Raw genomic sequence first — 12,847 nt, 5'->3', positions numbered from 1 at the left:
GAGCTTTGGAAGCGTATTTGCGGGTACTGCGTTCGCCATTCGGGCACGTCGATACCCGCACCCAAAGAGTGCTCGAAGAAGTTGTTAATGCCCTGAATGCACTTTCAGCTCCCACTGAAAGTGATGCTTGGAAAGAATTAGGTAATCGTTTCTTCGACAGTGCTAAGGAAGCACGGGAAAATTCCGAGGCGTTCACCTATTGCCTGTTTGGTGGAGTCTGCCTGGGACGCTCTGTTGACTTGGCCCGTGCTAAAAATGTGGCAGCGGGTGGTCAACACTAAGGCAAAGACATTATTGCCGATAGGCTGTACCGGTTATGCCGCGGCAAGATCATCGCTACCAGCGCCGCCAAATACAGCACAGCTCGAACTGAGGCCTAGCCGGCAGAGCGCGAGGCGTCGAGCGCTCGCTGCAAGTGGTAGCGCGGCAGGCCGCAGTCGCAGTCATTGAATCGGGGCTATTCGGCACGCGGCCTTTGGTGACCAGCACGTTGTGGCTTATTTCGCGGCAAGCACCGGCGCTGGGATCTGCCTCAGCATCAAGTTGCGGATAAGGATGGACGCGAAGGTCAGCGCCAGGAAGACCAGGCCACCCAAGATGATCGACCGGATACCCATGCCAGCAATGAACATGCCGCCGATCGTGGTACCCAGAGTGATCCCGATATTGCCGAAGGACAGAAACAGGCCCGTCGCCAGTTCGGGGCTGTCGGGTAGAGCCGAGGCGATCCAGTATTGCTGGAAATTGTTCCCGGCGCCGTAGACCAGCCCCCAGAGGCAGGCCAACACGAGCATCGTCAAGGTGGAGGCTCCGACGAAATACAGGGAGATATAGATGACGCCCAGCACGAACGGGAAGAGAAACACGGCCCGCAGCGGGTTCGTGCTCAGTAGCCGGCCCGCCACAGGATTGCCGCAGATGCTGGCCAGGCCGAACAGCAGCAGGGTGAGGCTCAGCGTGTGTGGCGCCAGCTGCGCGACGTTTTTCAGATAGTCGGCCACGTAGCTGTACACGCTGGCCATCGAGGCAGCGATCAAGGCCACGGTAGCCAGGGAAATCCACGTCAGGCCGCTACGCAGCAGGCTCAGCTGCGTGCCGTAGGCAACCCTGGAGCCCACCGGCATCGACGGCATGGCCAGCAGGGTGAGCATGAAAGCGACCGCATTGACGGCGGCGAAGAATAGCATGACGGCGGAAAACGAGGTCGCGCCTGCGATCAAGCTGCTTATCGGCACCCCGAATACCATGCCAGCCGAGACACCCATCATGATCCTGGCCACAGCCTTGGAAGCGTCACGCGGGCCTGCGGTTTCTGCAGCGATGGTGAAGGCCAGAGTGCAATAGACGGGGTGGCATAGCGCGGGAATCAGGCGCGCCAGAAGCAGCACGGTGAAATTGTCTGTCACCATGCAGACCAGGTTGCTGAGTACGAAAATACCTTGCACCCCTAACATGGCTGTTTTCCGGTTGACGCCGGAGAACAGCAGCGGCATGACCGGTCCCGCCAGCGCCACGCCCAGCGCGAAGATACTCACCAGCCATCCCGCCTGCGTCACGCTGACGTGAAAGGTGTCCGCGATCAGCGGCAGGATGCCGACTACGCCCAGTTCCGTGGTAAGGATGCCAAAAATACCAAAGCTGAGTTTCCAGACCAGCGCCTTGTTTTGATTTTCCATAGTTCACATATCATGTAAGAATTAATATCGGCCTACCTGCGGCATGCTGGCACCGTACTGTGCGTCGCTGACCTGCTCCATCCAGACGACGTTGTTGCCATCGACAGTGCCGGTCAGCGCCAGATGGGTCATGGGCGCCGATGGCGTGGCGCCGTGCCAGTGCTTGACGCCGGGAGCGCACCACAGCACGTCACCGGGCCGCAGCTCGATCACCGGTCCGCCCCACGCTTGGGTCCGGGCGGTGCCGGCCACGATCACCAGGCGCTGGCCGGTGGGGTGGGTATGCCAGGCCGACCGCGCGCCCGGCTCGAATGTGACGAAACCGCCGGTGAGCGGTGCCTCTCGGGTCGGCTCAAACAGGGGCGTGATGCGCACCCGGCCCGTAAAAAAGCGTGCCGGCGCGTCGATGGTCGGACGCGTTGCTGCTGGTGAAATCTCCTGCTGCAGCGCTTGCGCGCTGGCGGCGAGTGGCGCGTACAGCAAGGCGGAGACAAGCAGGGCGACACTGGCGGGGAGGTGAAATGGCATGCGCTTTCCTTTCTGTTAATGGGGATACTGCGCGAACACTTGCTTGACGGCGGGCAGTGCCGAAAAGACGCTGGGCCAGCCAGCGTAGAACGCCATCTGGGTCATCGCCTCTGACGCCTGCTCTTGCGTCAAGCCGTTATCCAACGCGCGGTTCAGGTGGTAGCTCAATTGCGCCACCTGACCGTTGGCGACCAGCGCGCTGACCGTCACCAGGCTGCGGTCGCGCGGCGCCAGGCCTGGACGCCGCCACAGGTCGTGGAATAACACGTCGGTGGTGTATTCCACCACGCCCGGCGCCGTGGCACCGACGCTCTGCAGCACGGCGGCCTCGCGCTGCGCCTCGCTTTCCAGGTCGAGCGGCAGTAGTTCAGGCCGAGCCGGCGGCAGTTGCGCCGGCCCGACGCCGCGCTGTGCGAACACTTGGCTGGCCGCCGTCACGGCGGCTGTGGCATTGCCCCAGCCGCAGTAAAAGGCCAGATGGGTGATGATTTCGGAGACTTCGCCTGGCGTGACACCATTGTCGAGCGCCAGGTCCAGCTGATAGGGCAAGTCGATGGACTGGTTGCGGGCAATCAGCACGGCCAGCGTGACGACGCTGCGGTCCCGTGGCGACAACTGCGGGCGCGCCCATAGCCCACCATGCACGGTGTCCGTGGTGTAGCGGGCCAGGCCCGGCGACACTGCCTGCATGTCCTCCAGCGTGGTCGCGTGCCGGGCGCCAAACGCCGTTGTGTGCTGCGGCATGGGGGCGCAGGCACCCAGGCTCAGACAGGCCGCGATGGCAGGTGTTGCGTAGGATATCATCATGCGATTAGCGGGCATGGTCGGCGCACTCGACAGGCAGGCCGACGGCATATTCCGCGTCCGTGACTTTCTCCAGCCAGACCACCGCTACGCCGTCGAGTGCTTCCTGCACCGCGATATGCGTCATGGGCGTGGTCGGCGTGGCGCCATGCCAGTGCTTGTGGCCAGGCGGACACCAGACCACGTCGCCAGCCTGGATCTGCACGATCGGCCCGCCTTCGCACTGGGTCCAGCCGCAACCGGCCGTAACGATCAGCGTCTGGCCCAGCGGATGGGTATGCCACGCAGAGCGGGCGCCAGGCTCGAAGGTCACATTGCCGCACGAGGTACGGGCGGGCGCCGCCGGGTTACTCAGCATTTGTACACGTACCTGGCCAGTAAAACAGGCCTCGGGACCCGCGACCGTGAGAAGCGTTGCTGCACGTTTCAGTTCCATGGAGTGTCCTCTATAAATGAGTCGGCGAAACCGCCGCTATGTCTTATTTACTATAGGGACAAGGCGCTGATGCGACTAGTGGCTATAATCGGCAAATACTTATGAAAATGAATCATAAATGGCGCGCACAAACAATTTCAACGATCTGCTTTTCTTTATTGCGGTGGCGCGCGAGCACAGCTTTACGCGCGCTGCGGCGCAGCTGGGCGTCTCGCAGTCTGCCCTGAGCCACAGCGTGCGTGCCCTTGAGGCGCGGCTCGGCGTACGCCTGCTGACACGAACCACGCGCAGCGTTTCGGCCACCGAGGCAGGCGAGCGCTTGCTGCAAAGCGTGCCGTCGCACTTCGACGACATCGAGGCAGAACTGGCTGCGGTGGCCGAGTTTCGCGACAAGGCGGCCGGCAGCATCCGCATCACCTCGACCGATTACGCCACCCGCACCATCCTGCTGCCGCGCCTGGCACCCGTCCTGCGTGACTATCCACAAATCCGGGTAGAGATCATTAACGACTACGGCCTGGCTGACATTGTTGCCGAACGCTATGACATCGGCGTGCGCCATGGCGACCAGGTGGCCAAGGACATGATCGCAGCACGCATCGGTCCTGACCTGCAGATGGCGATCGTCGGCGCGCCCACTTATCTGGACGGACGGCAAGCGCCGATGACGCCACAGGACCTGATGATGCACAACTGCATCAATCTGCGCCTGCCGACGCATGATGCGTTTTATGTCTGGGAACTGGAAAAAGACGAGCGCGCCATCCAGGTCAGGGTCGAGGGGCAGTACGCATTCAATGGCGCCTATGAGATCCTCGATGCGGCCCTGGCCGGCATGGGCCTTGCCTACGTGCCGACGGACCTCGCCGAGCCGTACGTGGCGACCGGCCGCCTGCGCCGCGTCATGGAGGACTGGTATCCGCGCGTGCCGGGCCTGCACGTGTATTACGCCAGCCGCCGGCAATCGTCGCGGGCAATGCAACTGGTGGTCGAGGCCTTGCGCTACCGTCCTGAGCAAACGTAAGGGCCTGGATCCGCCTGGCAGCTCGTTTCATGAGTCATTTTCATAAGTGCATGCGCTTTACCCGAATTGATCAATGTTCAGGACCTGACTAACATCGTCCGCTGATGACAGTCAGGGGGAAATGACATGGCGGGGGCAACGCAACACTGGAGGGTAGCGAGCGGTCCGCAGTCGCTGCGCACGGTGGCGATACTCGGCGTCCTGATGGCGTTTGCGTCGATCTCGACGGACCTGTATCTGCCGGCGATGCCGTCCATGGCCGAGGCGCTGGGTACCGATGCCGGGCACATGGAGTGGAGCATTGCCGCCTACCTGGCCGGCTTCACCCTGGGTCAGCTGGCATGGGGGCCGCTGTCCGACCGCCATGGCCGGCGCCTGCCGGTCGCTGGCGGCCTGCTGGTGTTTATCCTTGGCTGCGCGGGTTGTGCCATGTCGGGTTCGGTGGGCGCGCTGGTCTGCTGGCGCGCAGTGCAGGCCGCCGGTGCCAGCGCCAGCGTGGTCATCGCCCGGGCCATGGTGCGCGACTTGTACCGGGGCCCGCGCGCGGCGCGGTTGATGTCGACCCTGATGACGGTGATGGCGGTGGCGCCGCTGCTCGGCCCCAGCGTAGGCGGCCTGATCCTGCACGTGGCGTCGTGGCGGGCGATTTTCTGGACGCTGGCGGCGCTCGGCGGCGCCACTCTGGCGGCACTGTCATGGTTGCCGGAAACGTTGCCCCCGGCGCGGCGCACTTGCGCACCGCTATCGGCAGCGTTGGGCGCCTATGGCCAATTACTGCGCCATCGCGCCTTGCTTGGCTATGCCGGCGTTGCCGGATGCTATTTCGGCGCCTGCTTCGCCTACGTGGCAGGTTCGCCGTTCCTCTACATTGCCTATTTTCATGTATCGCCACAATGGTACGGCATGCTCTTCACTGCAGGCGTGTCGGGGATCATGCTGGCCAACCAGATCAACGTGCAGCTCCTGAAACGCTTTTCCGCCGACGCGCTGATACGTTTCGGGACCGGCATGGCGGCCCTGGCAGGCGCCGTTGCCGCGCTCGACGCATTCGAAGGCTGGGGCGACTTGGGCGGCGTCGCCATTCCCCTGGTTTTTGTGGTGGCGGCGAACGGTTTCATTAGCGCCAATGCCATTGCCGGCGCCTTGAACCATTTCGACGAGGGCGCTGGTGCCGTCTCGGCGCTGCTTGGCAGCGTGCAGTACGGCACCGGCATGGTTGGCTCCGTACTGGTGGGCACGTTCGCAGGCGCCCGCTCGACCTTGAACGTCATCGCCTGGATGTGCGTCGCCAGCATGCTGTGCGCGTGGCTGTTTCTGTCTGGCCGGGCAGGGAAGCGGCACGCGATTACATCGCCAGTGCAGTAGCGGTGAGGTGGCGCGGCCCATGCGGGCGGCCGGAAAACAATCCCATGAATGAAGCGGAGAATATACATGTCGACTGAAAAAACCATGAAAGCAGCCGTGCCAGCGTTGATTTTGCTGGGCCTGCTGATCCTGCTGTACGGGTTCGCCATGCTGGCCGGCGGGGTGTATCTCATAGCGCTCGGCGGTTCCTGGTTCTTCGCCCCGGCGGGGCTGGCACTGGCGTTGGCCGGCTGGCTCATTGTTCGGCGGAGCCCGCTGGGAGCTGCGCTGTACCTTGCCGTGTTCGCCATCACGGTCGCTTGGTCGCTGTGGGAAGCAGGGTTCGCTTTCTGGCCCCTGTTTTCGCGCCTGTTCGCCATGGCGGTGCTGGCTCTGCTGCTATTGCTGCTCATGCCGGCCTTCCATCGGGGCGGTGACGCGTTCCGGCGCCGCCCGGCCCAGCTGTTGGCCGCAGCCCTGGCAATTGCGCTGGGCCTGACTTTTTATGCCAGCTTGCAGCCGCGTCCTCTTGCCACGGTACAGTTGACACCGGCACCGGTGGCGGGCATGGCTGTCGGCACGGTCACGGCGGCAAGCTGGCCGTACTTCGGACGTACCGCATCCGGCACCCGGCACGCGCCGCTTGAGCAGATCACGCCCGCCAACGTTGCCAGCCTGACAGTCGCCTGGACCTACCGCACGGGCGAGATTCCCAGCGGCAGCGCGGCGCACGTGGTGACGCCCCTGCACATCGACGGCACCCTGTATGGCTGCACCCAGTCGAGCAAAATCTTCGCCCTGGATGCCGAGACGGGCAAAGAGCGCTGGCGCTTCGATTCCCATGCCGCGCCGAATAAGGTCTATCCGCGCTGCCGCGGCGTGGCGTATCACGATGCCGGCGCCGATGGCAGGGCACCTGCGGCCGCGTCGGCGCCGGCATGCACGCGCCGCATCATTGCCACCACGGTCGATGCGCGCATGGTCGCGGTCGACGCCGCGAGCGGCAAACCTTGCGAGGATTTCGGCGAGCATGGCGTGGTCAGCCTGCGCCCGGGCATGCAAAATCCGAATCCCGAGCTGTATTTTCCCACTGCCGCGCCAACCGTGGTGCGTGATCTGATCGTCGTTGGCGGGCTGGTGTGGGACAACCAGAAGGTGGGCGAACCGTCTGGCGTGGTGCGCGCGTTCGACGTACGCAGCGGCGCCCTGGCCTGGGCCTGGGACCTGGGCAATCCGGCCATCACCCGACTGCCGCCGGAAGGCGGCTCGTACACACCGGGCACGCCGAATGTCTGGTCGATCCCCTCGTTTGACGAGAAGCTGGGTCTGATCTATCTGCCGACCGGCAATTCGACGCCCGATTTCTGGGGCGGTCATCGCAGCGCGGCCAGCGACCGCTATTCGTCCTCGGTCGTCGCGCTGGACATTGCGACGGGCCGGGAGCGCTGGAGATTTCAGACCGTACACCATGACTTGTGGGACTATGACGTGCCATCACAGCCGGCGCTGTACGATGTCGCCGACGGCCACGGCGGCGTCATCCCGGCCCTGATCCAGACCACCAAGCGCGGCGAAATTTTCATGCTCGACCGCCGCAACGGCAAGCCAGTCGCAACTGTCGAGGAGCGCCCCGTACCGCAGGGCGGCATGGCCGACGACCGGCTTGCGCCCACCCAGCCGTTTTCGGTGGGCATGCCGTCCATCGGCACCGAGCCGCTCAGCGAAGCGCGCATGTGGGGACTGACCTTGGTCGACCAACTGGCGTGCCGCGTGGCGTTTCTCCAGTCGCGCTACGAAGGCATCTTCACGCCGCCTGGCGAACGCCAGACCATCCAGTATCCAAGCTGGCTGGGCGGCATGAACTGGGGTTCCGTCAGCATTGCCGAAAACCTGGGCTACCTGATCGTCAACGATACCCGCGTTGCCGTGACCAACAAGCTGGTACGGCGTGAAGACTATGACCGCAAGGTGCAGGCCGATGGCGGGCACGAGGGCAGTGCGCCCCAGGCGGGTACGCCGTGGGGCGTCGAGCAGCGACGGTTCCTGTCGCCGCTGGGCATTCCCTGTCAGCAGCCGCCATACGGCACGCTCACAGCGATCGACCTGACAACGCGCCAGATCGTCTGGTCGGTCCCGTTAGGCACCACGCAGGAAACCGGCCCCTTGGGCATCGCCACCCGCATGCCGATCCCGATCGGCATGCCCACGCGCGGCGGACCATTGACGACTTCCTCAGGTCTGGTATTCATCGGTGCAAGCCAGGATTTCCGGCTGCGTGCTTTCGACGTGCGCACAGGGGCGGAGCGCTGGAGCGTGCAATTACCGGTAGGCGCGGAGGCGACGCCGATGACCTACCTGTCACCGCGTAGCGGTCGCCAGTTCGTCGCCATCAGTGCAGGTGGAAACTCCGCGACTACGCAGAAGGGCGACTATATCGTCGCCTATGCGCTACCACGCTAGCTCCGTTTGGCGCCTGGCATCGACATGATAGTGCGGCAAGTGCTGCCAAGTTCCACGTCGGGCCGCCCGTGATCGCCAGTTCCAGTTCACCGCCAGCGTCATACATCCCAGATATCAGCCAGTGCTCGAGCAGATGATGTGCTGACCACTATACCGAGAACCACGGATCAGAAGAGTCTAAGCTACTGGCAGCGATTCAATGGTACTGTCTGCTTCCGCCCCGAAGCGGACGTTAGGGGGTGGTGCCGACCACCCATGAATCGGTTTCTCGATGCTTGCCAAGCCCAACTGTATCAAACCGGTCTTTGCCATCGAGAGGCCAAACACCAAGCCATTCAAGTGCCGAATTGATGGCGTCGTTAGAAACAGATACGAGCGCATCTGTCCCCCCTGCTGGAATCAATGTGTGTGCTTGCGTGCCACTCCCTGTAGTGGTTTATCGTAACCAACTGTGCCGTCATAGTGGGCCTCTACGAGCCCATCCAGTCGCGCTGTGTCGCCGTCGATGGTGACACGTGGGTTGGTCACGGAGTGAGTCGTATCCAACGTCGCGAGAGAGGCGGTGAGGGCAGCAACGATATAGTCTCTACCCTCGATCACCGGATATTCAAACCCGGCCTTGGCGGCAGCTGGGCGAAAGTCCGACATGGCATTTTCTGCCAGTGCGGACGATAGAAGGTTCTTGTCTCGAAGGTCGATGCCAGCGGCGAAGCGGTACAGAGTATCGACTACCGCAAGCCGGTCTGCGACCTCGTTGGCAAGTGATGGTGACATGGTCATAAGTAATTCCTTTGCTGAACCGGCGGCTTGCGAAATGCAGCCAGTCCCGGCATCGGCACCCTTGAAGGCACCTATCATTGTTTTCTCTAATGGTTACTCGAGATCGGCGTCGATGTGTTCGATCAGACCGGCGGCGTTGGCCTGGATTCGGAGAGACCCAATCTCGTGGCCAAAGGTGCCGGTGAAGTCAACGCGAACAAGCGCCACCAGGTTGTGTGGTTGCTCTAGCGACAACAACTTGCTCGCAGTGTTATAACCGACGAAGAATTGTTCGAGGTAGCGACGAATACCTTCGATGCCGGCGAAAACATTGCCAACCGAAACGTCTTCGATGACCGCATCGGACGTGAAGAGAGCCAACGTTCCTTCGACGTCAAAGGCATTGGCGAGTCGTATAAATTGATTAATTAGCTTTTCCATGGAATGCTCCTCAAGCATCGACGATCGTGGTGTCGGCGATGGTCTCGGCAAAACCATTGCCGAAAAGCATTGCAGGGGTCTGAAAACCAGAACGGTACTCGCCGCCGAGAACGCGCCGTCCTGTCTCGGCGGCGGCAGTAGCGGTGAACGTGTAGCCGTTGACTGTGTCGAGCACCGAGCGGACAACACTGCCATCTGAACTGGTGACCTCGGCGACGGCCTGATAACGATGGGCCAACCGTTCCTGCTCACTCGGCCCATCCGGCAGTGCCGAGAGATCACCTTGAGGGAATCCGTCACCGGTAACGAGGACGAACGTTTCAATGTCAGGAATGCCAGTTGACTTCCAGATCGTAATCAGATCGGGAAGGGTGACCTGAAAGCAATCCACTGCCCCCTTGCCAAAGTCGAGTTTTCGGACCGCTCCGTGCGGCCGCACAACCAGTCCTCCGCCGTGGCGCGCAAGCGTCTCTGAGGTGACGCTGCCCATGGCGCTGACGGCCGATCCTCGCGACAAACCACCTGATACATGCATGGCCACTTGAATGCTCGATGGATTATTTGCCTTTGCGACGGCGTGTCCGGCAAGGCAGCCCAGCATTGCCACGCTGCCGCCACTGCCCGGCAGTAGCATCACACCTGCGGCTTTAGCCTCGCCGTCGAGCACTTCGGCCAGACGATAGCTGTCGAGTTCTGCGGCGACGTCAAGATAGTGCACACCTTGGCGAATACAGGCTTGCATCAGAACATTGGCAGTCCTTGCGAACGGACCTGCGCAATTGAGGAGGACACCGACATCGCCGAGTGATGATTCAACCAGTGCGGTGTCTTCGAGTGCGAAAACGCGGTACTCCAGGCCGAGCATCGCGGACATTGAAACGAGCGTCGCCTCATTACGTCCAGCAAGGATAAGCGGCGTTTCTGCCGCTACGGCGTACTGCGCCGCCATGCGGCCGGTGTAGCCGGTCGCGCCATAAATCATTAATTTCTTCATATCAGTGCTGCCATTCCTTGTAGACGAATTCCAGGCTATAGCCATCCGGGTCGCGCACCTGCGCGGCGTAATAGCGTGGGTCATAGTGCAACTGCGGTCCGGGCGGATGGATTTCGGTGGCGCCGGCGGCCATCGCCGCGGAAAAGGCCGCGTCGACCATGCGCTGGCTATCGGCGACGAAGCCCACATGGGCGGCGCGGCCGTCCACCGTACCTTCGCGCAGCCAGAAGAACACGCGGCCGTTGGCGCCGAAACCCTTCAGGTCCGGGTGACCTGCCGGGCCTTGGCGGCCGTTGTAGTCAAGTGCATGGGCAATGCCCAGCGGCGCCAGTGCTTTTTCGTAAAAGGCAATCGAGCAAGCGATATCGCTGACGCAGATAAAAACGTGATCGAGCATGATGCGTTCTCCTTGATTCAGATGATGTAGCCACCCGCGACTTCGATGTTCTGAGCATTGATCCAGAGGTTCTCATGGGACAGCAAGCTGGCGATAACACCGCCGACTTCTTCCGGCTCACCGACCCGGCCGAGCGCCGTTTGGTCCGCCAGCATAGCCTCGAATTCCGGTGTCAGTCCACCGCCCAGCTCAGTACGGATCGCACCCGGCGCGATCGAGTTGGCCCGAATGCGGCGCGCGCCAAATTCCTTGGCCATGTAGCGCGTAAGTACCTCCAGACCACCCTTGAAAGCGGCATACGGCGCCACGCCAGCCGTAGCTACCCGGCTCGTTGCGCTGGTGATGTTGACCAGGTGGCCGCCGTCCTCGATGAGCGGCAGCAGCGCCTGAGTCAGGAAAAACGGCCCCTTGAGGTGGATGTTGAACAGACCGTCGAACTGCGCCTCGGAGACCTCAGTGATCGGCGCATACAGCCCGTGGCCGGCGTTGTTGACAAGGAAGTCGAAGCTGTTTCGGCCCCAGACGGCGGCCAGCTGGCCAGACAACGCCTGGCGGAAATCGGCGAACGATTGGCTGTTGCCAACGTCCAGCTTCAGCGCAACCGCCTTTCCGCCCATCCCGGTGATGGCTTGCACGACCGCTTCCGCTTTTTCCGGATTGCTGTTGTAAGTGACGACCACGCCCATGCCGCGCTTGGCGCATTCCAGTGCAGTGCTGGCGCCGATACCACGGCTGCTGCCTGTCACGATGACAATCTTCATTCGATTCCTCCAGTAGATTAGTGAGATCCATGGTAAGACTGCCGCCAGCAACGGACTCACCCGATCCTCCTCAATACTTGCCTATTTCTGCTTTCCCATTGCATCCGGGGATGGCCCCTGTTAGGGTTTCAACATGGAACAGCAAATGCAAGAATTGAGAGCGCTGGCCGCAGGGGCCGAGAATCGCCGCACCGAAACCGGCATCCCACGTGTCGCCATGGTGCAGGGCGAGATTCCGGAGCATCTGCTTGCTGCCGTCTACGATCCAATGGTCAACTTGATACTGACGGGATCGAAAACGATGACGATTGGCGACCGCACTTTTCATTATGATCCGGCCACCTACTTTGTGATGTCAGTGGATCTCCCTGCATTGGGTGCTGTACATCCTGCCGCGACAGGCGAACCGTATCTGGCTGTTAGCTTGACGCTTGATCCCGCTATCGTCGCTGCGCTTATCCGTGACTTGCCGGTGCGGGTATGTAGTACGCTGTTTGGTTCAGGATTCTCGGTTGCGCCGGTCAATGGTGAGCTGCTCGACGCGTGGATCCGTATGCTGCGACTAATGGAACGGCCGGACGAGATAGCAGTGCTCGCTCCTGCTTATGAGCGTGAGATATTGTTTCGTGTGCTTCAGGGGCCTCTTGGTTGGATGCTACGAGACATTGCATCGCCTGACACGGCACTTTCACGTATTAGTGTGGCAATCAACTGGATACGTCGTAACTTTACCGAACAGATAAAGGTGGAGGCACTCGCTGAGATGGCGGCGTTCAGCGTTTCTGCATTCCATCGCCATTTTAAAGCGGTGACGGCATTGAGCCCATTACAATATCAAAAACGTCTACGTTTGTTACATGCGCGCTCACAACTCATCTCCGGCCAAGGCAGCGCAACTTCGATTGCGTTCAGTGTTGGCTACGAGAGCCCTAATCAGTTCAGCCGGGAATATGCTCGCTTGTTCGGCCTGCCACCTTCTAGAGATCTTGTGAAAGCCACCCGAGAACTGCGGGGGGAATAGTCATCGCGCCGACAACCCTGGATGTCTGGCAGGTTTGGTCTTGGTCTATCAGCTGGTGATTTAAAATTGCTCTCACCAAGCGGTTAGTCGGTCACCAGCCATTTGAAGGTCGGATCAATACGCTGCTGGGCTTACGCTTTTGCTTAAGCGGCCATGGCAAGCTTCTGTTTTGGCGTGACACCGTCTGGTGCCATGTCGCGCC

14 protein-coding genes are annotated in these 12,847 nt (G+C 61.7%); 5 read left to right on the top strand and 9 right to left on the bottom strand.

Annotation, left to right across the window (positions count from 1 at the left end; genetic code table 11):
* The first annotated feature begins 5 nt into the window (after positions 1-5).
* On the top strand, positions 6-281 hold the full coding sequence (locus AC07VH_RS04290; RefSeq protein WP_494786903.1) for a hypothetical protein: 276 nt from the start codon (positions 6-8) through the stop codon (positions 279-281).
* Between the two features lie 216 nt (positions 282-497).
* Here the strand turns inward: AC07VH_RS04290 and AC07VH_RS04285 are convergent, their stop codons facing one another.
* The 4 genes from AC07VH_RS04285 to AC07VH_RS04270 are packed head-to-tail and all read right to left on the bottom strand — an operon-like array spanning position 498 to position 3,444.
* On the bottom strand, positions 498-1,676 hold the full coding sequence (locus AC07VH_RS04285) for an MFS transporter (protein ID WP_494786902.1): 1,179 nt from the start codon (positions 1,674-1,676) through the stop codon (positions 498-500).
* A 21-nt stretch (positions 1,677-1,697) separates the two neighbouring features.
* Positions 1,698-2,204 carry a (R)-mandelonitrile lyase gene (locus AC07VH_RS04280; protein ID WP_494786901.1) on the bottom strand — a complete coding sequence of 169 codons (507 nt, stop codon included), beginning with the start codon at positions 2,202-2,204 and terminating at the stop codon, positions 1,698-1,700.
* A gap of 15 nt (positions 2,205-2,219) precedes the next feature.
* Entirely contained in the window at positions 2,220-3,011 is a 792-nt protein-coding gene (locus AC07VH_RS04275; protein WP_494786900.1) for a carboxymuconolactone decarboxylase family protein, read from the bottom strand.
* 4 nt (positions 3,012-3,015) lie between these two features.
* Positions 3,016-3,444 (bottom strand): (R)-mandelonitrile lyase, encoded by a 429-nt coding sequence (locus AC07VH_RS04270; protein WP_489627045.1) that lies wholly within the window; start codon positions 3,442-3,444, stop codon positions 3,016-3,018.
* Between the two features lie 118 nt (positions 3,445-3,562).
* Between AC07VH_RS04270 and AC07VH_RS04265 the strand changes: the two genes are divergently transcribed.
* From AC07VH_RS04265 to AC07VH_RS04255, 3 genes are all read left to right on the top strand, one after another.
* Positions 3,563-4,468 (top strand): LysR family transcriptional regulator, encoded by a 906-nt coding sequence (locus AC07VH_RS04265; RefSeq protein ID WP_494786899.1) that lies wholly within the window; start codon positions 3,563-3,565, stop codon positions 4,466-4,468.
* A 126-nt stretch (positions 4,469-4,594) separates the two neighbouring features.
* Positions 4,595-5,833 (top strand): multidrug effflux MFS transporter, encoded by a 1,239-nt coding sequence (locus tag AC07VH_RS04260; RefSeq protein WP_494786897.1) that lies wholly within the window; start codon positions 4,595-4,597, stop codon positions 5,831-5,833.
* 66 nt (positions 5,834-5,899) lie between these two features.
* A complete protein-coding gene (locus AC07VH_RS04255; protein WP_494786896.1) occupies positions 5,900-8,272 on the top strand; it encodes a membrane-bound PQQ-dependent dehydrogenase, glucose/quinate/shikimate family in 2,373 nt (790 codons plus the stop codon).
* Between the two features lie 399 nt (positions 8,273-8,671).
* On the opposite strand, the gene AC07VH_RS04250 is transcribed toward AC07VH_RS04255, so the two are convergent.
* From AC07VH_RS04250 to AC07VH_RS04230, 5 genes are read right to left on the bottom strand one after another with little or no spacing between them, the layout of a single operon-like run.
* Positions 8,672-9,130, bottom strand: coding sequence for a nuclear transport factor 2 family protein (locus tag AC07VH_RS04250; protein ID WP_494803969.1), 459 nt, complete (start codon positions 9,128-9,130; stop codon positions 8,672-8,674).
* 15 nt (positions 9,131-9,145) lie between these two features.
* On the bottom strand, positions 9,146-9,472 hold the full coding sequence (locus AC07VH_RS04245) for a nuclear transport factor 2 family protein (protein WP_489627050.1): 327 nt from the start codon (positions 9,470-9,472) through the stop codon (positions 9,146-9,148).
* Positions 9,473-9,482: 10 nt separating this feature from the next.
* A complete protein-coding gene (locus AC07VH_RS04240) occupies positions 9,483-10,466 on the bottom strand; it encodes a saccharopine dehydrogenase family protein (RefSeq protein ID WP_489627051.1) in 984 nt (327 codons plus the stop codon).
* A gap of 1 nt (position 10,467) precedes the next feature.
* A complete protein-coding gene (locus AC07VH_RS04235; protein ID WP_489627052.1) occupies positions 10,468-10,863 on the bottom strand; it encodes a VOC family protein in 396 nt (131 codons plus the stop codon).
* A 17-nt stretch (positions 10,864-10,880) separates the two neighbouring features.
* Positions 10,881-11,624, bottom strand: coding sequence for an SDR family NAD(P)-dependent oxidoreductase (locus AC07VH_RS04230; RefSeq protein WP_494786894.1), 744 nt, complete (start codon positions 11,622-11,624; stop codon positions 10,881-10,883).
* 133 nt (positions 11,625-11,757) lie between these two features.
* Here AC07VH_RS04230 and AC07VH_RS04225 point away from each other — a divergent pair, with 133 nt between their 5' ends.
* Entirely contained in the window at positions 11,758-12,645 is an 888-nt protein-coding gene (locus tag AC07VH_RS04225; RefSeq protein ID WP_494786893.1) for an AraC family transcriptional regulator, read from the top strand.
* Positions 12,646-12,847: the final 202 nt, after the last annotated feature.

This window comes from Janthinobacterium sp. GW821-FHT03C10 (assembly GCF_059420865.1).
Note: the sequence above shows the minus strand (reverse complement) of the source record. Positions and strands in the feature narration are given on the sequence as shown.